The sequence below is a fragment of the Acinetobacter sp. LipI_23 genome (assembly GCF_058243045.1).
Genome location: NZ_JBZAYJ010000001.1, coordinates 1,031,263 through 1,054,268, shown reverse-complemented (window position 1 = coordinate 1,054,268; position 23,006 = coordinate 1,031,263). Strand labels below are relative to the sequence as shown.

Here is a 23,006-nt window from a genome sequence, read left to right as displayed (position 1 = left end):
GACGAACCTTAATTCCGATCAAATACAATACAACAAAATTTACGAATAAAATAATAATTTATTCACACAAATCGTCTCCCCACTTATCATAACTATATGAAACAACATCAATATCATATTTATTGATATTCAATCTCCTACCTTTAAAATCATAACTACCACCCCAAAGTGGATTAATAATATTAACCCTATTATTCATACCTAAACAAAATGTATCTATACCAATTCCTTTTCCTTTGAGAACCCACCCATCTTTTTCCAATAAATTTATTACTCGTTCTACATTATGAGTTTTTTTCGGTAAGTCAACAGACGAATTCTGGACTTCTACTTTATTTATAGAATAGACAACATCTAAATCACTACCAAGTAATTCTTTCATTTTTATTTCAAATGGATATTGATCTTTAGGTTGTTCATAAAGTCTATTGCCACACCCCATCAAGGGTAATGTAATAAACAATATAAAATTCAGTCTGTAAATTTTCATATTTAATTCTTAATCAATCCTTTAATTTTTCAGCCTTGAGCTTCAATACCGTAGCCAAAATTAAAATCCTCACTAGGAGTTCAAACACCTACCTCCAAACCTTTCATCGTTTCAAATGTAAAGTAGGCTTTTACCATTTAGGAGTCCAGCCTAATTTATGAAGTGAAGCATGCATGACATCATAACCACTCGTATATCCAAACTTGACTTCCAAAAAGACAACTAAATGATTACTTGGACTAAGTTTTGCCTTGAGATATAGAAATAGGCAACATAAAATCAATGCTTCTACGGCTTAAAGCAGAAGCATTATTTATTTCACTCAAAAAACCATGCAAAAAAATTTAGAATGAACTCAATTACTCACAAAGCTCATCCCCCCACTTGTTATAACTATAAGAAATTATATCTACATCCGTTTTTGTAACTCTAACCTTATTTCCTTTAAAATCAGTCGCATTAAATGATATGGGGCTAGCTATATTTATGCTATTTTTTGTATCCAGACAATATGTATCGACACTCACTCCACTTCCTTTCAGTATCCACCCATCATCTCCCAACAACTTTATTATTTTCTTAGTCTTTATAGAGTTTGCTGGTAACTCGACATACGCTAATTGAACTTCTGCTCTATTTAATGAGTTAACAACTTCTAAATTTTCACCTAAAACAGTTTTCATTTTTTCATCAAACGGGTATTTATCTGCTGGTTCATCATGAATTTTATTATTACTACACCCCATTAAAATGATAATAATGCATATACAAAAACTTAAACTTCTGATTTTCATATTTAATCCCTAATTTTTTCTGTAAGAGAGCGACCTTGAGCATCAACACCATATCCAAAATTGAAATCTGCACCAGGTGTTCCAACACCCACCTCCAAACCTTTCATTGTTTTAGATGAAAAATAAGCTTTAATTTTTTCACTAGCAGATGTTGAACTTGTATCAATAGGTAGTACTACGCCAGCGCGTATACCCCACATTCCGCCGCTTGCACTACCTGCTAACCCTGTAAGGAAACTATCTGTACTTTGATCATCCCCCCTACCTTCTGGCTTATTAAAAATATAACCAGCCATACAACTCGCAGAAAACTTACCTTTTAATTTAGAAAGATCAGCAGCGCCTATTTTCTTACTACCATCTATTACCGCAATTGCATTTCTTCCAATTGCCTTAGCTCCTTTTACATCTGGTCGTGATGCAGCACCAACTTGGAAAACTTTTCCATTATGTAGGTTTGTAATTTCTGCATAAGCGAATGGTCCTACACCACCTGAACAATAAACATAATCAAATAAAGGAGCTGCCTCTAACTTACACACTTCTCCTGTCTTCATCCAACAGTCATAATTTCTATATGCTTGATATTCTAAATTAGCAGAAGCTTGTGGGCTTAACCCTATAAGTTGCCCACCATAGGTCGGAGATAAACCAAGTTCATCAACCCATAGAGTAGGATTGATTACATATGCATGATGATTTAAACCTGCATATAAGTCGATCGGATCTTTACTCACATACCGTGCGCTATGAGGCTCATAATAACGATAACGGTTATAATGTAAGCCTGTTTCACTATCGTAATACTGACCTTGAAATCTCAGGTTGGTCTGCTCAAGTAAGTTATCCGAAGCTTGGATCGCTAAAGCCGTTCCCCATGTATCCTGTGTCATTTCCCATACACATTCACCACGTTCATTGCTGAGCGTCTGCGGTGTGCCCACTTGGTCGCAGTGATAAAACGTAACTCGCTCTAATGCTACTTTTTTCTTTCTGCTGTCCGTGTTCCAGACAGGATCTTTATAGATTGAATAGGGAATGTTTTGATCTTGTTGATAATCAGGCGTTTCTATCAGTTGTATAAAACCTGCATAACCTGTTTGTAGTAATGGTATAAAGCTATTTGGTTCATAGACATAGTGTTTGGTATAATCTTGTGGATTTGAATGGTTCTGATTTTTTGAATGGTTTGAGCTTCCTTGGTTGTGTTGCGATTCCCAAATCATTAAATCACCATCCCAACCAAACAACGTCAGGCTGCTATTTTGCTGGTCATTTTTATATAACCGTCGCCCAAAAACATCATAGCCATATTCGGTAATTTGACCATTGTGATCGCTTTGAATCAGTCGGTTTAAATTATCCCAAGTCAGTTTTAGGGTTTTACCTGTTTGCGTAGTTTCTACCACGTTGCCCTGTGCATCATATTTATAGTACTTTCCTTGAAAGTGTTTAATCAGGTTATTTTTGACTTGTGATTCTTGGGTTGCAATCGGGTCTATCAAGTTACCTGCAGGGTCAAAACTAAAGCTTTCAGTTTGATGTGCACTTTGGGTTTTGATGAGGCGTCCTATCGGATCGTATTGATAATTCAATTTTCCTAAACGACTATCTTCAACTTGCGTCAATAAATAGTTTTTATCGTAGTGATAATGTCGTTCTGCTTGGTGTTTTGCTATTTGTGATGGATCGATGGTTGCATCTTCAGCACGAATGATTTGTGAGCTGAGTAAACCAACATCGTTATAGTGCTTGCTTTGTATTAATCCATTGGCAAGCCGACGTGTCGTTTCACGGTGTAGATCATCTCGTTGAAATGCCACCATGTCTTGCTGATTAAAAGCAATGCCATAAATATGCCCTGATCCATAGCTTAAATTGGCTTGAACTTGCCCATCGGGTCTGATGGTTTTGATCAGATTTCCCAATTCATCATAGTCATAACGTAACACTGCGGTCAGTGCTGTTCGCTTAGGTATTTTATAATGTTGATGTTCTCGAACAATCAATCCAATCGGGTTTCGATAGAAATCAATCTGACTTTCCGCATTTTTAACTTGGCTCAGTTGGTGATTCAAGTTGTATTCAAATGCTTCTGTTTGACTATGTCGTGTGTGGATATGAGTATAGGTTTTTGTCGCAACCGAACCGTCTGCATGATAGCCAAATTGGGTCAGAATATTGGGCTGACGGATTTGGAATAATTGCCCATTATCAGTATAGCTATAGTATTTTTCTTCACCATCAAACGCTTGTTCTCGGATCAGTTGTCCATAACGATTATAGTCAAATACATATTCAGCATGATTTTGATTAATCAGCTTTTCAATACGTCCAAGTTTGTCCCATTGGTAAGTAATTTGATGATGATTGGCATCTATGCGTTGCTCAAGTAAACCCATTTGATTGTATTTGTATTGGGTAGCTTGTCCTTTGCTATCAATATGTTTAAGTAAGCGTCCTTCTTCATCATGTTCAAATTGTTCAGTTAAACCATCAGGATAAATGATCGCTTGTAACTGTCCTTTGTCTTTACCTTGCGTGCTATAAATATATTGAACTTTTTGACTATCGGCAGATTCTTGGGCAATCAGTGTGCCTTCATCATCATATTGCCATGCGCTATTTTTTCCTGAACAATCTGTATAGGAAACCACCTGCCCCAAATCGTTATATTGGATTTTCTTGGAACTTCCTCTGGCATCGGTCACTTCTACGATTTGATGATCATTGTTGTATTTATATTCGGTTACATGCCCTAAAGGGTTGATTTCTTTGCTGACATTGCCATGAGCATCATATTCTTGTTTCCAAATATTGCCTTCTGGGTCTTTGATTTCGATTAAGTTACCCTTTTCATCATAAGCAAAAAGGATAATTCCACCATTCGGCTGGACAATTTTAATGACTTGACCCTGATTGTTGTAGATTTGCTCTGTTTCAAAACCTGCGAAATCAATCTGACGGGTAATACGCTTTTGTCCATTACGAGACAACCATGTCTCTCGCCCGTCAGCTAAACGGATGCGGTAGGTAAAACCATCTAAATCAAAATAGTAATAGGTCGGAGTATCATAAACATCGTATACCGCTACTTGGCGTAAACGTGGATGCCATTCTAATCGAGTTTTAAAACTGCCATCATCTGCCCATTCTGCAACAGCTTTGGCTTTAGCTGCAGTCGATTCATAACGGATATTTTGCCCACGTCCTGTGCGGTCTGTATAGCGGGTTAACTGGTGAGTCTGGTTATATTCATAACTTCGTGTATGTCCATTTTGATCAATGGCTTTGATCAGATTGCCCTGTGTATCATATTCATAACGTGCCAAAGCTTCCGCCTGATCATCGACAAAAGCCGCAATCACTTTGGCTTGTTCATTAAAAGCAAACTTGAGTACGTGTTTAGCACGCTTCAATTGGAAATCAATAGCTTGTAAATAAGCAAACTGTTCAAATAATAAATAAGTTAGAACAACCTTTTCATCAGTTTTATCATTAAACTGTTGAACAACATGATAATGCTTTCCGCCATTAAAACTATGGAAATGGAAATTCCATGCTGAACCAAAATTCAGTAATAAATCATTATCCTCATGAGGCGTAACCGTAAAACCTTCAAAAGGAACACTATAAGCCTCATAGCGAATGGAGGATGGCAATTGATGTTTACGCCCTTTACCATCAATAAATAAGTAACCTTGTGCATTTTGGATCATTACATTGGAAAAAGGCATCATCCAACGTGCCCCGATCATGCTGTGATCAAACTCGTCCATTTGCGAATTGTATTGGCGGTGAAATGCAAAATCTACCTTTGCCAAATAGAAATCTAAGTGATTAATTCTCTCTGCCCCAATAGCATAACTAATACTACGCCCTGTTTGCGAGTCGGCTCCATCACATGGGGGAGCATTTAATGCATCAGGCTGTAAGGTCACAAATTCTAAAATATCACCATTGATATGCTGCTCATGTTCACCCGTTTGGTTTAACGGCACACTGGCTGTGGCTTTTTTATCTTGTGTTTGTATTGCTTTCAGTGTTTCTTGAATCAACCAAGCAAGGCTATATTGAGTTCCTGCATTACTTTGTTGTTGAATCGCCGTAGCAAGCACAGATATTGCTTTAGTAGATTCTAAGTCTAATCGTGTTTTTAAGTCTGGACTCAACTTTGCTGTCATATCTGCTTGTACAGGCGCACCCAACAAATCAATCAATGGCTGTGCCCAGTTGCTAAACTGTTTGCTTGGGTCACGTTTTTCAGCTGTTGCCCCTGCTGAAGTAACGCTGGGCAATCCAACTACAGCACTGCTACTAAAAGCTTGGAGAATTGAAGTCCCCAGTGTCGTTGCACTAGACAATAAACCTGATAATTTACCTTGTGTTTCTTGTAGGAATTTTTCTAAATCACCTGCCATCTGCGCATTTAAGTGTAGCTGCATACGACGTAAATCAGCTTCTTTGATTTTGCCATTGGTTGGATATAAACATTCTGCCATTAAACCCAGCATTGGACGTAAAGCCATACGCACATGTGCTTCTGTATTCGGTTGTAAAAATAAACCGATTAAATTCATGCTCAGTAGAGCTGCTTGTTGTACGCCCGCTTCAGCTTGTTTGGGTTCTGTGGCAAATAAAACAAGGTCTAAAACACTGCCTGATAAAGCAAAGATATTAGCAACTGTCGCTACATTGGCGCTCGCTTTTATCTGTTCTAAGCTGGTATTTCCGCAAGCGTGTAAATAATTTTGAATTTGGTGCGCGATAAACTTATGGTCTTCGGTATGTGTCACGCTGGATAAGTTAAATACGGCCAACTCAACTGCTGGCTTAGTCTCTTTAGCAGCTGATTGTTGCTGGGTATTTGACCCTGTGGTCTGATTTTTACTGTCTATAAATGCCATAAACTTAACCTTAATACGTTCTAATTTTTAATCTAATTTCAATCAATGAAAATTTTAAAAATGTTAAATTATTTGTTTCACACGTTATATACATCAGATTCTTCAACTATCATTTCCGTACAGGTTCTTGTGTAGCGATATAACAGGATTCATCCAAATCCATCTGTAGGACATTTTTATCCATGTTATAAATAGACCGCGTTTTTTGCAGGCCGTGGAATATGCTGTGCCAAAGCCGAGGAAGTTTGATTCATATGATGAAGCATACTTTGTGGAGTCGTTGATGATTACGATACAGATGCCCCACCTTTTCGGCTGGTAATGCTATAGGTTAGGAATCGTGAAGAACATTCATCTTTTTTAATAACCTCATCAACCACTTTGACTGACTCATCCAACCCATTGTGAGCAGAACCCAATGACTCTGCAACAAAGCCTTGCCCCAGTGATGATCCAAACCCTGTTCCAGTAGTTAAATTAGAAACTAAACCACTGGTCTGTTGAGTAAACAATGCTGATGCTTGGTCTTGGATACTTTGTAAAGACTGACTTGGATTGGCAATCATCTGCCCCATGTTCATCATCTGTGACGGAGATAAATTTAAATTCAATGCTGAAGAGACTGAACCTAATGCACTTTGAGTAAATTGGTCTTTAAACGATCCTAAGCTTTGCGTACCTAAATCTTTTAAAGCATTTTTTCCCATATCTTTCAATGAGTCAGCATTCAAAGAGAATAAATTATTTTTGAGTTGGGACATTATATTTTGTCCCACTGAGTTTAATGCATTTTGCGCAAAACTTGTGGCACCACCGACCACTTCTTCTGACCAAGTATAATCACGATTAAAATGACTTGCTTTATCCCATGCACTCCGCGGATCAGTTTCAAATTCGACTTTGGCTGGCCCTGGAGCAATACCCGTCACTTGTGCAAAGCCATTACTATCTAATTTTCCTGAAACTTGTTTCCCAAATGAATCAATTACTTTAAAGCCAGTCTGCTTAAAGAAGTCTTGTCCACCGTAACTTTTTAGTAAGTCGAGTGCACCTTTAAGTGGATTCGATGCAGGCAATTGCGCTGATTTACTGACGCTGGAACTCGGCTTAAACATATGTTGTCCAGCATTAACCTCAAATTTCCCACCCGTTTTTGGAAAAATTCCTGAGCCATTCAAGGCAATCTGCGATGAGCCACCCGTAATCAAAACTTCTTTCGGACTACTGATTTCTATCCGATCTTCTGTAGACGAGATGGTAATTCCCAATTTAGCAAATACATCTAAAGCATCTGACTGTGCTTGAATTTCAACTTTACTTTGCGCGGCAATGGCTTTAATGCCACCTTGTGCAGCAAATAGACTCACTTTGCCTAAAGCTTGCCCCAAAATATTCTTTTGGGTACTGAGGTTAATACTATCGCCAGCAGTATGGTTAATGATGCCTGTAGCTGAAAGATGAATATCTTCAGGGGTGCTTAAGGCAATCCCATCAGCCGAACTGAGTAACATGATGGCTTTTTTATACTTGGCAACATCTTTTTCAATTTCTTCGGCAAAAGCTTTCAGTTGCTCAATGGATTCTATTTCATCAGTCTTTTGGTTTTTGGCAATATCACTTAAAGCTTTACTATTCATCTGACTAGCTTCGAGTTGCTTTTTGGCAATCTCACTATCTAAATGTTCACCTTTGGCTTGATCTTGTTTGTAGGTCGAAAGTAGTAAGCCCTGTCCTGCACGTACTGCTCCCCATTGGTCAGTACGAAGCTCAAAGCCTTCACCACGATCATCACTTTCAGCTTTGTCTTTAGGGTGACTCAGTTTGCCCAAGTTGAGTTGGCTAGCGCCATGACTACTCTGTAACTGGCTGCTGATTTGCCCTGTCGTATCGTCAAACCTAAGTTGATTGTATCCACTGCCCTGATATTCTTTACTTTTTATCCCCGCCAACTTTTTAGTATCAGGTAGCTTACCTTTGTTGTCGAACTTGGTTGGATGGCGTTGTGCTTCATGGATGCGCCCAACCACAAATGGACGGTCAATGTTGCCATCAAAGAAGTCAATGACCACGATCTCACCAATGCGTGGTAGGAATCTTACCCCATAGCCCTCACCTGCCCATGGGGTCAGTACATCGACCCAAGCAGAATCCGTATCGTTATCATTGGAACCAGCACCACCATCATGAGTGTTGTCTTCGTTACGGGTAAATAGGAATCGAACTTTGATGCGTCCCCATTCATCAACAAAGATTTCTTCTCCACTTGGGCCAACAACTTTGGCACGTTGTGGTGATGCTATCGGTCTATGTTGTAGCGGGTTGTAGTCTGGAACAGTAACGATGTTACGTCGTTGAAGCGTAAGTATGTTGGCTTGGCGTTCATCTATCTTATTAATTGCAATATTGCTTTCTTGCCAATTGCTTTGTTGAAGCAAGGCATCTACTTGATCACTCAAGTCTTTAGGTAAATTATTTTGGTTGTGAAAAGTCTTAGCAGTGATTAGAAACTGTTTGTCTGCATCTAGGTGTTGGTCTATTTCGGGGTGTTCATTGAACTCAAACCAGTATCCTACATGTGCATCACGTACTGTAGAGGTTGCACAAAATTGTTTAGCTTGTGCATTGTAGTAGTGACTTAAGGTTTGATTAAACTTTTCAATCTGACTATTGCCTGATTTGGTCGTACCGTCTTCACCGTTTAAGTCCTGTATCCATGCAGGGCTAAAGTGCCATGCCTGCTCCAAACCTAAACTGGCATTGTCATAATTTTCACTATGGTTATGCATGCTTTGAACACTTCCCGCACCTTCTTCAGTTGCCAATACATCGGCTTGCCAACGCTGTACATGTACTGAGGTCGGTTGGATTGAACGCTGACCTACAAAATGAGTAATAGAATCACTTTTTTCTACGGCACTACTGCGATGAAAGCGAATACTGCGACGGTCTAGGACGTTAAATTGCGAATTATCATCAATTAATCTTAATCTTTGCGGCTGTATCTGTTCACTAGAACTAAGCACTTTAAGCTGTGCTTCATCAATCAGCCAGTTAATACCTTCACTTCTCATCAATCGCGTCAGAAAGTCAAAATCGCTTTCCGAGGCCTGCATAATAAATGGACGAACATCATAATCTTTGGTTAAGCCGCTTTTATCCAAAGTCAAACTTAAAGCGAAGAGCGCACTACGTTGCACCCATTCTTGAAACACGATTTGGATCACGTCCACAGCCGACTTATTCATAAACACGCGACTATTACGACGATGGTTCCATAAGGCTGTAGAATCTTTGACAGTCAAACGATAGATTGTAAGAGAACCATCACTCGCACCTATATCTGCTTGGGCCACAATACCTGAAACACGAGTTAACTCAGATTTGTCTGTGACAATATCAACAGCAGTTTGGCACCCAATAAATTGTTTTAATGGAATTTGAGAGTTGGTTGAAAGACAAATCAATTGTAGATGAGCCCCCTCATTAAGGCTATGCATCCCATCAATACGTTGTAGGAAAACTTGATTATTTAGAGACGTATTTGAGAATTGCACATGGATCGCACGTTTCTGTGCTATCAGTCCAAGTTGCTCTAATGCAGCATAAATATTGTTAGACATAAGCGATTTATTATTTAATTTTAGAATGTGGTCATTTATACAAATTGGCCCGAATTCTAATCTAGTTACTTCCATATTTGAATGATAATTTATGTTTTTTATTGTTAATCTATTTGATTATATTCCTAAAACAGTGCAATCAAATAATATTAAAATGGCTTAGATAGCCATAAATAAATCCGAAAAAATGCACAAACACAGCAATAAAAAAACTTAATATGTATTTTGCTTCAATAACTTATCAATAAAATGTTAAATATAAATGATCAATAAATAGAACCATAATATTACGATCAAAGTATGATAATACTTAAAATTTATTCAGATTAAAAAATGGCTAAAAAATCAATTATTTTAATTAAACAGCCTAACTAAACCACTTGAACATTATGAGCCAAACTAATCCAACATCTACAAATAATAAAAAGGCCGCATTTAAGCGGCCTTTTTACATCTAAAATAATATGGTGCAGATTACATCATTCCGCCCATACCACCCATGCCGCCCATATCAGGCATTGCAGGCTTATCTTCTGGAACGTCAGTAATCATACATTCAGTTGTCAACATTAAACCAGCTACAGATGCAGCATGCTCAAGTGCAGAACGCGTTACTTTCGCAGGGTCAAGAATACCCATTTCTAGCATGTCACCATACTCAGAAGTAGCAGCGTTATAACCGAAGTTACCTTCACCATTTTTCACAGCATTGATCACAACTGAAGGCTCATCACCCGCATTGGCAACGATTTGACGAAGTGGCGCTTCAATCGCACGACGTAAAATGTTAATACCTACGTTTTGGTCGTCATTCGCACCATTTACACCGTCAAGTGCAGCTGCAGCACGTACCAGTGCAACACCACCACCAGCAACCACACCTTCTTCAACAGCAGCACGTGTTGCATGAAGCGCATCGTCCACACGGTCTTTCTTCTCTTTCATTTCAACTTCAGTCGCTGCACCAATTTTGATCACAGCCACACCGCCTGCTAATTTAGCAACACGTTCTTGAAGTTTTTCTTTATCGTATTCAGAAGATGATTCTTCAATTTGCGCGCGGATTTGCGTAACACGTTCAGCAATTTGAGCTGCATCACCAGCACCGTCAACAATCACAGTATTCTCTTTAGACACAGTGATTTTGTGCGCAGTACCTAAGTCTTGAAGAGAAGCTTGTTCTAAAGTCATGCCTACTTCTTCAGAAATTACAGTCGCGCCCGTCAAGATTGCGATATCTTGAAGCATTGCTTTACGACGGTCACCAAAACCAGGTGCTTTAACCGCACATACTTTGATAATTCCGCGCATGTTGTTAACAACAAGTGTAGCTAAGGCCTCACCTTCAACATCTTCAGCGATGATTAAAAGTGGTTTACCTGTTTTAGCTACAGCTTCAAGTACAGTAATTAATTCACGGATGTTGCTGATTTTTTTGTCAACAAGCAAGATGAACGGATTTTCAAGTTCAGCCGTTAATGTGTCTTGTTTGTTTGCAAAGTATGGGCTGATATAACCACGGTCAAACTGCATACCTTCAACAACGTCCAAAGCATCTTCAAAGCCTGAACCTTCTTCAACGGTAATCACGCCTTCTTTACCTACGCGTTCCATTGCTTGTGCAATGAGTTTACCTACAGTTTCGTCAGAGTTTGCAGAGATTGAACCGACTTGTTCAATCGCTTTGGTATCAGAAGCAGGTTTTGCTGTTGCTTTAATTTCAGCAACCAATGCTTTAACAGCCAGGTCAATACCACGTTTCAAGTCCATTGGGTTCATACCCGCAGTTACAGACTTGATGCCTTCATTTAAAATTGCTTGAGCTAGTACAGTTGCGGTTGTTGTACCGTCACCCGCGATGTCATTGGTTTTAGAAGATACTTCACGAACCAATTGAGCGCCCATGTTCTCAAATTTGTCTTTTAGAGAAATTTCTTTCGCAACAGTTACACCATCTTTAGTGATGTGTGGTGCGCCAAAAGAACGGTCGATCACAACGTTACGGCCTTTAGGACCTAAAGTCACTTTTACAGCATCTGCAAGCACGTTTACGCCTGCAATCATTTTAGAACGAGCTGAATCACCAAATTTTACGTCTTTAGCTGACATACTAAACTCCAAATATTCTTAAATTTTAATCAATTGTATTGCTTAAACAGCAAATGAACGTTCTGAATTAACCTTCAAGAACCGCTAAAATATCAGACTCTTTCATCACAAGAAGTTCTTCGCCTTCAACTTTAACTTTAGTGCCTGCATATGCACCAAACAGTACATTGTCGCCCACTTTTACGTCTAAAGCACGAACGCCATTGTCTGTAATTTTGCCATTACCTACTGCAATGATTTCACCTTGAGCTGGCTGTTCAGCAGCAGAAGTACTCAAAATTAAACCACCCGCAGTTTTAGTTTCCTTTTCTACGCGGCGAATCACAACGTTGTCATGTAAAGGACGAATTTTGCTCATTTCTAGCTCCATAGACATTTTCAAAATGCCATTGTTTACGATGTGAAGATGACTTCTTATTCCTAGGTCATCAACAAAATTTTGATATGACACTTTTGTGGGGATGGAATAAAACGCTTCAAGGGCAAACACAAAATATTTTTATATTTTTGCGCTCTTTTTAAGCAAACCTAAGCAAAGTTTAGACACTTAATTCAATCTGACGTATTTTGCTGCATCAACTCGAAGTGATTTGTTTCAGCGTTAAAGCTCAAATGTTGTACATCGGCATTCGGCAAAATAATATTCAGGCTATTGGGCAAACCCGCATGTAAACGATAAGATGTTGCCGTTCCAGCATGGATATCCAGCACTGGATGCGATACCCCAAGTTGATAAATCTGATTCAAATCATAAACGGCAGCGTGGTGTAAATGCCCATGTAAAAGTCCATTTAAACCATGTTGGCTCCATTGCTCCAATGCAATACGACCAAGCATCGGACAGTCTTTCACACCATGACTATGGTCTGGCGGAGTATAAAAAGGCTGATGCGCGGCGATCAGTTTAATTTTGTGCGCAGGTGCTTGCTGCAATTTTAGATCAATCTCTTGAATTTGGTTCAGTGAAATATGCCCTCGCGTGTGGTAACGCCGACGAATACTATTCACTCCAATGACATAAAAATGTTCAGTTTCTAAGGTGTTTTCCATCCCCCCAAAAAACAGTTGATAACGTGCAAAGGGACTGAAAAAACGATTCCACACATGGTACAGCGGAATATCATGATTCCCCGGCACCACCAAATACGGCAGCTTTAAACTGTCTAAAAACTGCCGACAAGCATAAAACTGAATAAACCGCGCACGTTGGGTCAAGTCCCCACTGACCACTACGGCTTCAAAAGAATGTTCCTCACATAACTGACGAATGGCCTGTAAACAGGCTTCGCGTTCGGTCCCAAAGTGTAAATCTGACAAATGTAAAATCATGCGGGAACCATGATATTCAGCGCATGCTTACGTACTGTAATTTTCAGCGGTGGTGTCATCGTGACAATTTCTCCATCTACCGCAACCGTAAGCTTATTACGCTTTGAATGAACAATCACTTCATCTGCTGCAAAGCTATAGACATCGGAAGCCTGATCCAAATTGCCTTTAATCAGCTGCCATAAGGTCTTGAACAAAGTTCGCTTATCACTTTTTGCTACTACCACGCCCGCCACTTTGCCTGCTTCCGCCGCCTCGGCAATACGTAGTTTCATTTCAGCCAGTTGAAGCTGATTATTGCCAAAGAAAATCAATGGCGTTTTCACTGGATAGCGCTGTCCATCGACTTCTACTTCAAGTTTTAACTCTTTACGGTCGCGGATGAGAACATCCAATGCCGAGGTATACGCATGCAATGGAAAACGTCCAAAATGCTTATTAAACTGTTCTCTTTTTTGAATAAATAAAGGATAAAGCCCTAAACTGGCATTGTTCAGATAGATATGTTGATTCAGCTGTGCCACATGTACAGAACGTGGCTGCCCTTCACTAATGGCTTTGGCCGCGTCTAATAGGTCCAGCGGTATATTCAGCACTCGCGCAACATAGTTAAAGGTACCTAGAGGCAAGATCCCCATGGGTATATCCGTTCCCATCAATTTAGACGCAACAGCATTTAAAGTACCATCCCCACCTGCAGCAACCACGACCCCTACATTTTCTGCTTGACGATGGCGTAGTAAAATCTCTTGCATCATCTGATCAAAGTTCATGCACTCACTTAACTCAAATGACTGTATTTCAAAACCCGCGGTACTCAGATCTGCTACCAACTGTTCATACACTTCATCTTTATTTGCGGCATGAAAACCTGATTTTTTATTATAAATAAGTGATAAAGGTTTGAGTTGCTCTGACATTTTGCACCTAAACTTGAAGTAATTACTCTATTTTTGTCCAAATATTCAACACTTAACAGTTTTGTTATGTAAAATTCAAATGACTACCATTTATTTAATCAATAATAAATCTCAATCACAAAATAAATGTAAGCATATGATTTTAATACTAATATCTTAAATGAATAATCCTCATAAATATAATAAATACACAAAATAAAAGCAAAAAATCAAACCAAACTATTGTTTTTTAATAGTTAAAATGAAGCAACCCCATCGAACTGTTCATAATTTAGATACGCCTTTGGTCTTATTTTTTTTATCAAATTATGCTTTAATACAGCCACTTTTTTTCATCTTTTCATCTCTGCAGTAAATTTTATTGCTGAGATTGTACTTTGTACAAACGTGTACATATTTGAGATAGGCCTCACCATGACCCAAGTGAACGCACCAGAATTCGTTCGTCACCCTAAGCTTATTGCGTGGGTGGAAGAAATTGCAAAATTAACAAAACCAGCGAAAATTGAATGGTGTGACGGCAGCGAAGAAGAATATCAACGTTATATCAACTTGATGATCGCTAACGGCACAATGCAAGCGCTTAACCAAGAAACGCATCCTGGTTCTTATCTTGCTAATTCTGATCCTTCTGACGTTGCTCGTGTTGAAGGTCGTACTTACATCTGCTCTGAAAAACAAGAAGATGCTGGTGCAACAAACAACTGGGAAGAGCCTGCTGAAATGCGTGCCCGCCTAAATGGTTTGTTTGACGGTTCAATGGCAGGTCGTACTTTATATGTAGTACCGTTCTCTATGGGCCCATTGGGTTCTCATATTGCGCATATTGGTATCGAATTAACTGACTCTCCATATGTAGCAGTTAGCATGTCTAAAATGGCTCGCATGGGTAAAGCTGTTTATGACGTTCTTGGTACAGACGGTGAATTTATTCCTTGCGTACATACTGTTGGTGCGCCGCTTGCTGATGGCGAAAAAGACGTTGCATGGCCTTGCAACCCTGAAAAATACATCGTGCATTACCCAGAAACACGTGAAATCTGGTCTTACGGTTCTGGTTACGGCGGTAACGCATTGTTAGGTAAAAAATGCTTAGCTTTACGTATTGCGTCTTCTATGGGTCGTCAACAAGGTTGGTTAGCAGAACACATGCTGATCCTTGGTGTGACTAATCCTCAAGGCGAAAAACACTACATCGCAGCGGCATTCCCTTCTGCTTGTGGTAAAACAAACTTCGCAATGTTGATTCCACCAGCAGGCTACGAAGGTTGGAAAATTGAAACTGTAGGTGACGATATTGCTTGGATCAAACCAGGTGAAGACGGTCGCTTATACGCAATCAACCCAGAAGCAGGTTTCTTCGGTGTAGCGCCTGGTACAAATACCAAGACCAACCCGAACTGTATGGCTACACTTCACAAAAACGTGATTTATACCAACGTTGCGGTAACTGACAACGGCGAAGTATGGTGGGAAGGTCTTACTAAAGAAGCACCTGCTAACCTGACTAACTGGAAAGGTCAACCTCACACTGGCGCAGAAAAAGCGGCTCATCCAAATGCGCGCTTCACTGTTTCAGCAGGTCAATGTCCTTCTATCGATGCTGACTGGGAAAATCCAGCAGGTGTTCCAATTTCAGCGTTCATCTTTGGTGGTCGCCGTGCGGACACAGTGCCTCTAATTTCAGAAGCATTTGACTGGGTAGATGGTGTTTACAAAGCTGCAACTATGGGCTCTGAAACAACTGCTGCGGCCGTTGGCCAACAAGGTATTGTTCGTCGTGACCCATTCGCAATGCTTCCATTTGCGGGTTACAACATGGCGGATTACTTCTCTCACTGGTTAGAGCTTGGTGAAGAAGTAGCAGCAAAAGCGAAAGCTGCGGGCAACAAACTTCCGGGCATCTACAACGTGAACTGGTTCCGTCGTAATGCTGAAGGCAACTTCGTATGGCCTGGTTTCGGTCAAAACATGCGTGTTCTTGAGTGGATTATTGACCGTTGTGAAGGTCGTGCTGATGCAGTTGAAACACCAATTGGTTTAGTTCCAACTTATGAACAGTTGAACTGGACAGGTTCTGACTTCACTAAAGCCCAGTTTGACCTTGTGACTTCTCAAGACAAAGATCAATGGATCAAAGAGCTTGAAAGCCACACTGAACTATTCGACAAACTTGGTGAACGCCTACCAGCTGCACTTAAAGCTCGTCAAAACGAACTTTTAGATGCTGTTAAGCAATCTGCTTAATCTTTAAATTAAGCCAAAAAAAAGACCGCATGAGCGGTCTTTTTTTAATCTATTTATAATTTTAAAACTATATAAGTCAACAAAACCTATCCAGCCAATCGCGACTAAAATAAGTAGCGACAACTCAGCCAACACTTCATGTTTACTCGATCAAAGACACCCCTGATTCAACTAAATTTGAGATCAAAAAGCGCATCAAAGCCGTTAGAGATTTTTCTGGCAGCGTGATTGAACTTTATCCGCGTTTTGCTGAGTGCGCACATCAAATCGGCGAAATCGAAATTTAAATCTAAAAAAGCTGCGATAGCGGCTTTTTTAATAGAACAAAATCAACTGTAGCCATTACACATACTTCACACTATGCAGCATCTCCTTGCATACGACGCAGGTGTAAATCCTGCAAGTAGAGGTCTAAAGCTTGAGCTTCTAGGGCATCAAATTTTAAATACAGTTTAGTCCGTCGTTTTAAAATATCTTCACTGCTGATGGCCCACTCACGTTTCACCATATAATCCACTTCTTGCTGATACAAACCATGGCCAAAAGACTGCCCTAAAGTTTGTACATCTTTGTTCTCAGCGAGCATATGCCACACTCGACTACCATAACTGTTTGCCCAACGATGCGCTGTTTGAGACTCTAGCCCTTTGATTTCATGCATCAACTCTGCACATAAAACCTCGACTGAACTAAAACCTTCCGCACCTGGGAGTTTTGCCGCAGCCGTCCATTCCGCCTTCATGTGTGGAAAATAACGTTTCAACTGTAGCAAAGCCGCTTCCGCCAACTTTCGATAAGTCGTTAACTTTCCACCATAAACAGATAACAATGGCGCATCATCCGCGACAGGTTTAGACATCGCCAGTACATAATCACGTGTCACTTTAGAGGCTTGTGTACTTGCATCATCATACAGCGCCCTTACGCCTGCAAAGCTTGAAATTACATCTTCTGGCTGTAATTGAAGCTTGAAGTGGTCATTAATCACATCAATCAAATAAGCCATTTCCTGCTCGGTAATGTGGACATAATTTGCATCACCCTCAAACTCTACGTCAGTGGTACCAATCAGGCTGTATTCATCTAAATAAGGAATCACAAACACAATGCGTTGATCATCATTTTGCAAAATAAACGCATGCTGCTCCAGGTATAAACGCTTCACGATAATATGACTGCCCTGAACTAATCGAATGCCTGCCTTTGGGGTTTGGGACAGTTGTTGTTGAATAAAATCTGTGACCCATGCACCCGTTGCATTAACTAAAGTTCGAGCTTTAATTTGGTAATGTTGTTTTTGATGCTCCAACGTTAGGCACCACACACCCTCCTGCTGAACCGCAGAAACGCATCGCGTTTGTGTCCGAATTTGAGCTCCTAGCTCATGTGCCTGGATTGCATTAACCACCACTAACCGTGCGTCATCTACAGTACAGTCTGAATATTCGAAACCACGTTTAATGGTGTCTTTTAAGGGGCTGTCGACATTAAAATGAACAAGCTCTGAACCCTCTAATGTTTCTCGTTTTGCCAAATAGTCATAGATAAATAAGCCTGAACGAATCAGCCACGCCGGACGTAAATAAGGTAAATGCGGCATAATAAAACGCATAGGATGGATCAAATGTGGGGCTTTTTTTAACAGTACTTCACGCTCTAATAACGCTTCACGCACCAAACGAAATTCTTTCTGTTCGAGATAACGCAATCCACCATGAATGAGCTTACTACTGGCTGAAGACGTATGACTGGCTAAATCATCTTTTTCACAGACAAAAACACTTAAACCACGCCCTACAGCATCATTTGCAATGCCCACCCCATTGATGCCCGCGCCCACAACGGCAATGTCATAAATGGCATCTGTGTCTTGCATATTCACCTCTCTCGTTGAGTTATTGTGTTATTTTTGTTCTTCCCGCTAAACTTAACATCAAAATCCAATCTTATCATATTCCAAAGCCAGTCAAATCAGAGAAAATGCGCTACTTTAAATAAATTAATAACCTTAATCTGTTTTTACAATTTAATTTTTAATTTTCACTATTTAGTGAAAAATTAACCAATTTCCAAACCAAAAAACAACTTTCTCTTTAAAAAAACAACATTTACCATAAAAGAAAAAGCACGATAACTCTTTGTATTTTAATTGACTATTCACATATTACAAAATCACAAGGCTTTGTTTTAGATAAGTAAAATGATAATTTCCCATTAAAATAAAGATATTCATTAGAAAAACTTAACAGCATACAAATCATACCAACATTTAGACTAAAGTCGAATGAAGTCCAAGGATAAGGGGCGTATAACGAAACAGAATTTTTTGTTTAATCTTAAAATATATTGTTTTAACTTTTTCTACTTAAAAAGTTAAAAGATGTATTTTCCGAACTTCTCTTTGGGAAATTTTTGTGACTGATCTATCTCCCCAAGCTGCTCCGGTAAGCATCGATAAAAAGACCCGCTTAAAATCGATTCTCGGTGGTTCAGCTGGCAACTTAGTTGAATGGTACGACTGGTATGTCTATGCCGCATTTACCTTATATTTCGCGCCACAGTTTTTCCCTGAAGGGGATGACACGGTAAAACTTTTACAAGCTGCTGCCGTCTTTGCACTGGGCTTCCTGATGCGTCCTATTGGCGCGTGGATCATGGGCATTTATGCAGACCGTAAAGGACGTAAATCAGGTCTTACCCTGTCTGTATCTTTAATGTGTGTGGGATCTTTGATTATTGCCTGTGCACCTACCTATGCCAGTGTGGGTATGCTCGCACCTGCCTTATTACTCTTTGCCCGTTTATTGCAAGGTTTAAGTGTTGGTGGAGAGTACGGTTCAAGCGCAACCTATTTAACAGAAATGGCTGGAAAAAACCATCGTGGTTTCTTCTCTAGTTTTCAGTATGTGACCCTCATTTCTGGTCAGCTCTTGGCGCTGTGTGTGTTGATCATTTTACAACGCACCATGAGCGAAGCACAGTTATCTGAATGGGGCTGGCGTATTCCATTTTTCATTGGCGCTGTACTTGCTATTGTGGTGTTCTGGATTCGTCGTGGCTTGGTCGAAACCCAATCCTCAAAAGATGCACAAGAACAAGCTAAAAATGGTGGCCCAAAATCAAGTGCACTTGCTTTATTTACCAAATACCCAAAGCAAGCGTTCACCGTAATTATGCTGACCGCAGGTGGAACACTGGCATTCAATACCTTTACTACGTATTTACAAAAATACTTGGTTAACACCTCAGGTTTTGAGAAAACCACAGCAACAGAGATCACCACAGCAGCAATCTTTGTCTTCATGCTACTACAACCTGTGGTGGGTGCACTGTCTGATAAAATTGGTCGTAAACCAATTATGATCACTTTTGGCGTATTGGGTGTACTGTTCACAATACCAATTTTCAACGGTCTAGGTTCAACCAGCAGTCCAACAACCGCATTTATGCTATGTATGAGCGGTATGGTAATTGTAACGGGTTATACCGCAATTAATGCCGTAGTCAAAGCAGAGCTCTTTCCAGCACATATTCGTGCACTAGGGGTTGCCCTACCTTATGCAATTGCTAATACCATCTTTGGTGGCACAGCAGAGCTTGTGGCGTTGAGCTTTAAAAATGCAGGACATGAAAACTACTTCTTTTACTACATCACCTTCATGATTGGTTTATCTCTACTGACCTACATCTTTATGAAAGACACCAAAAAGCACAGCATGATTACCGATTATTAATGCTTAAAGTAAGCATGTAAGTTAAGAAGCTAAACATAAAAAATGCCTTCTCGAATGAAGGCATTTTTTATGTTTGATCAATTTTTTTACCAAAACTTGATCGATTGAATTATCGTGAATTACACCCGTGTATGGCATACTAAGAACAAGAATAATGTTAGGAACTTTTTATATGAAAAATACGTATAAACTTTTAGGCTTAAGCTGTATCGTTTTAGCAGTATCTGCATGTCAAAGCACGCCTCGCCAATACAATGGCAATGTTGGTTATCAAATTGAACATCAATCAGCGTCGAGCGCTACCCTTGCTTATACGCTTGCTGCTCGTAAGAACCAGCAACTCGATGAAAACAAATTACAACGTGCTTGCCAAAAAGTTTTAGGTTCACAAAAAAATTATAAATTGGCGATTTTAAGTATTAATGAAATACCAAACACCGCAGCGGATGTTCCCGAATATGGCCGCCAAATTGGTCAAAGCCGTGCCACTTTTGGATTAAGCAATACACCCGACTTACACCAAGGTGAAAACTTTGCAACACGCGAGTCACTTGAAGCACGACCAAGCACACTCCATGTTGTACGCTATACCTGCTCTTAAGACCTTCTGATATATAAAAAAGGGCTTAGTGCCCTTTTTGAACATTCAAAGTTCGATAAAAACTCACATTGCGAAACTCTGGTGACTCATCTAGATCTGGCCAAGTTGTGGCACTACGCTCATCGAGCTTTATGTATTGCGGATGACTAAAATTTTTAACACGACTATCTGCCACCCACACATCAGGTGCAAACTTTAAAAATTCATCTAAAAAGAATCGATTACATTGGTCATATAAAACATCGGCAGCCAATAGAACATCGACCTGTTCAGATTGATACAAGTCATCCAAATACTCTAGCTCTACATTATTAAGTTCTGCATTGGCACGGCAAGCATCTAAACTAACTGCATCAATATCGCAACAAATCACACGTTTTGCACCCGCTATTTTGGCTGCAATCGCCACCACACCTGAACCTGCGCCAAAATCCAAGACCACCTTATCTTTGACATGATGAGACTCTGCCAGTAACCACTGCGCCATGGCTAGGCCTGAAGCCCAACAAAAGATCCAATATGGCGTTTCATTCCAAATGCGACGAATGATTTCATCATCCAGTTTATCGGTTGGAAATACGGGAGGAATGAGCCACAGCGAAATAGATGTTTCAGGAAGCTGTTGCGCAAGCAATTCACACTGTGGAATCACCTCATGCAGGGCTTGAAGTAAATGTTTAGGTGCTTGAGGAAATTGGAAAGTACAGCTCATGGACATTTTATATTTGTAGAATTTTTTAATAAACGCACGACGGAGTCTTACACATTAAGACGCATGATATGCATAACCTTCGGTTCGACCTACTTTTGTTTCGACAAAAGTAGGCAAAACCATTGCCATTTGCTGAACTCGACTGAAATCATCATTTATTTAATGCTTCGCAGAAACATTTTTATCGAATTTGGTCCGGCCTCGAACAGCAGCAAATGACGATGTCAAGACTCCAACACCAACATAAAACTGATTTTAGAGTCTTATAAAAATTAACCTAAAGCTTTTTCAGCAGCTTCAACTGTTTGACGAATCAACGTGGTAATGGTCATTGGGCCAACACCACCTGGAACAGGTGTGTACGCAGAAGCCACTTCTTCAATACCAACCAATTGAATGTCGCCCACACCACCACCATCACGTGGATGGAAACCAGCATCAACAACCACTGCACCTTGTTTGATCCAATCTTTTTGAATCAATTCCGCCTTACCAACCGCGCCCACGATAATATCGGCTTGTTTCACAAAGTCAGCTAAGTTCTGAGTACGTGAGTGACAGATCGTTACGGTCGCATTGGCTTGAAGTAACATCGCAGCCATTGGCTTACCCAAAATTGCAGAACGTCCTACAACAACAGCATGCTTTCCAGCAATTTCAATATTGTTTTCTTGCAAAATAGTCATAATACCTGCAGGTGTCGCAGAACCATATGCTGCCTCACCCATAGCCATACGACCAAAACCAAGACAAGTTACGCCATCCACATCTTTTGCAAGAGAGATGGCATCAAAACATGCACGCTCATCAATTTGTTCAGGAACTGGATGCTGAAGTAAAATACCGTGAACATCAGGATTTGCATTCAGTTTTTCAATTTCAGCCAACAATTGTTCAGTGGTGGTCTCTTTTGGAAGTTCAACTTTAAGTGAGTCCATACCAACACGACGACAGGCATTTCCTTTCATACGTACATAAGTTGCAGATGCGCCATCGTCACCCACCAAAATAGTCGCAAGAATTGGGGTACGACCTGATTTTGCTTTGAGCGCTTCAACGCGAGTTAACAAGTCAGCTTCAATTTGTTTTGCCAATGCACGACCATCTAAAACTAATGCCACGGCACATCTCCAAGTGTTGATATGAATCAATTTTGCACATAATACATGATAATTTTAAATATTTTTCGCTATATGCTGTTTTTATGCGCATACGAATGAAAGCACTATTGTTTTTTTTTCAGAGCTTGCTAATATACGCATCAACAAGACGCGGCGGGGTGGCAGAGTGGTCATGCAGCGGACTGCAACTCCGTGGACGCCGGTTCGATTCCGACCTCCGCCTCCATCTTGTTAAAGCCCGAGTGGTGAAATCGGTAGACACAGGGGATTTAAAATCCCCCGCCCACAAAGCGTGCCAGTTCGAGTCTGGCCTCGGGCACCATTCTTATACTTCTAAGTATGGTGCATATAAAGAACCCAGCGTTAAGCTGGTTTTTTTATGCCTACAGAAAAAGCATAATACAATGCACAAAAAAAAAGAG

At 40.1% G+C, this 23,006-nt stretch carries 14 protein-coding genes and 2 tRNA genes; 5 read left to right on the top strand and 11 right to left on the bottom strand.

Annotated elements, in window-relative coordinates:
- Window positions 1-58 precede the first annotated feature (58 nt).
- From AC4CVD_RS05195 to AC4CVD_RS05160, 8 genes are all read right to left on the bottom strand, one after another.
- On the bottom strand, window positions 59-490 hold the full coding sequence (locus AC4CVD_RS05195; RefSeq protein ID WP_490752292.1) for a hypothetical protein: 432 nt from the start codon (window positions 488-490) through the stop codon (window positions 59-61).
- Between the two features lie 359 nt (window positions 491-849).
- On the bottom strand, window positions 850-1,284 hold the full coding sequence (locus AC4CVD_RS05190) for a hypothetical protein (RefSeq protein ID WP_490752290.1): 435 nt from the start codon (window positions 1,282-1,284) through the stop codon (window positions 850-852).
- Window positions 1,285-1,286: 2 nt separating this feature from the next.
- Entirely contained in the window at window positions 1,287-6,191 is a 4,905-nt protein-coding gene (locus tag AC4CVD_RS05185; RefSeq protein ID WP_490752288.1) for an RHS repeat-associated core domain-containing protein, read from the bottom strand.
- A 287-nt stretch (window positions 6,192-6,478) separates the two neighbouring features.
- Complete coding sequence (locus tag AC4CVD_RS05180; RefSeq protein ID WP_490752286.1) at window positions 6,479-9,811, bottom strand: type VI secretion system Vgr family protein; 3,333 nt, start codon at window positions 9,809-9,811, stop codon at window positions 6,479-6,481.
- Between the two features lie 474 nt (window positions 9,812-10,285).
- Window positions 10,286-11,920: a chaperonin GroEL gene (groL, locus tag AC4CVD_RS05175; protein WP_004694331.1), complete on the bottom strand. Its 1,635-nt coding sequence runs from the start codon at window positions 11,918-11,920 to the stop codon at window positions 10,286-10,288.
- A gap of 67 nt (window positions 11,921-11,987) precedes the next feature.
- Window positions 11,988-12,278 carry a co-chaperone GroES gene (locus AC4CVD_RS05170; protein WP_010326285.1) on the bottom strand — a complete coding sequence of 97 codons (291 nt, stop codon included), beginning with the start codon at window positions 12,276-12,278 and terminating at the stop codon, window positions 11,988-11,990.
- A 194-nt stretch (window positions 12,279-12,472) separates the two neighbouring features.
- Window positions 12,473-13,249 carry a metallophosphoesterase family protein gene (locus AC4CVD_RS05165; RefSeq protein ID WP_126035858.1) on the bottom strand — a complete coding sequence of 259 codons (777 nt, stop codon included), beginning with the start codon at window positions 13,247-13,249 and terminating at the stop codon, window positions 12,473-12,475.
- Window positions 13,246-14,169: a diacylglycerol/lipid kinase family protein gene (locus AC4CVD_RS05160; protein ID WP_004694337.1), complete on the bottom strand. Its 924-nt coding sequence runs from the start codon at window positions 14,167-14,169 to the stop codon at window positions 13,246-13,248. Before AC4CVD_RS05160 ends, AC4CVD_RS05165 begins: the two co-directional genes overlap by 4 nt.
- 414 nt (window positions 14,170-14,583) lie before the next feature.
- Between AC4CVD_RS05160 and AC4CVD_RS05155 the strand changes: the two genes are divergently transcribed.
- Window positions 14,584-16,416 (top strand): phosphoenolpyruvate carboxykinase (GTP), encoded by a 1,833-nt coding sequence (locus tag AC4CVD_RS05155; protein ID WP_490752284.1) that lies wholly within the window; start codon window positions 14,584-14,586, stop codon window positions 16,414-16,416.
- 358 nt (window positions 16,417-16,774) lie between these two features.
- On the opposite strand, the gene glpD is transcribed toward AC4CVD_RS05155, so the two are convergent.
- Window positions 16,775-18,292: a glycerol-3-phosphate dehydrogenase gene (gene glpD / locus AC4CVD_RS05150; protein WP_490752282.1), complete on the bottom strand. Its 1,518-nt coding sequence runs from the start codon at window positions 18,290-18,292 to the stop codon at window positions 16,775-16,777.
- A 538-nt stretch (window positions 18,293-18,830) separates the two neighbouring features.
- On the opposite strand from glpD, the gene AC4CVD_RS05145 reads away from it, so the two are divergent.
- Both AC4CVD_RS05145 and AC4CVD_RS05140 read left to right on the top strand, forming a co-directional pair.
- The gene (locus tag AC4CVD_RS05145; protein ID WP_490752280.1) at window positions 18,831-20,150 is read left to right on the top strand and encodes an MFS transporter; all 1,320 of its coding nucleotides are present in this window, start codon (window positions 18,831-18,833) and stop codon (window positions 20,148-20,150) included.
- A 172-nt stretch (window positions 20,151-20,322) separates the two neighbouring features.
- Window positions 20,323-20,751 carry a hypothetical protein gene (locus AC4CVD_RS05140; protein ID WP_242760237.1) on the top strand — a complete coding sequence of 143 codons (429 nt, stop codon included), beginning with the start codon at window positions 20,323-20,325 and terminating at the stop codon, window positions 20,749-20,751.
- A gap of 25 nt (window positions 20,752-20,776) precedes the next feature.
- On the opposite strand, the gene AC4CVD_RS05135 is transcribed toward AC4CVD_RS05140, so the two are convergent.
- Together AC4CVD_RS05135 and folD are read right to left on the bottom strand one after the other, a co-directional pair.
- Window positions 20,777-21,463, bottom strand: a complete 687-nt coding sequence (locus tag AC4CVD_RS05135) for a class I SAM-dependent methyltransferase (RefSeq protein WP_490752278.1) — start codon at window positions 21,461-21,463, stop codon at window positions 20,777-20,779.
- A gap of 272 nt (window positions 21,464-21,735) precedes the next feature.
- Window positions 21,736-22,584 carry a bifunctional methylenetetrahydrofolate dehydrogenase/methenyltetrahydrofolate cyclohydrolase FolD gene (gene folD, locus AC4CVD_RS05130; protein WP_010326278.1) on the bottom strand — a complete coding sequence of 283 codons (849 nt, stop codon included), beginning with the start codon at window positions 22,582-22,584 and terminating at the stop codon, window positions 21,736-21,738.
- Between the two features lie 152 nt (window positions 22,585-22,736).
- On the opposite strand from folD, the gene AC4CVD_RS05125 reads away from it, so the two are divergent.
- Window positions 22,737-22,810: transfer RNA gene (locus AC4CVD_RS05125), tRNA-Cys, on the top strand.
- Between the two features lie 10 nt (window positions 22,811-22,820).
- Window positions 22,821-22,906, top strand: a tRNA-Leu gene (locus AC4CVD_RS05120).
- The last annotated feature ends 100 nt before the right edge of the window (window positions 22,907-23,006 follow it).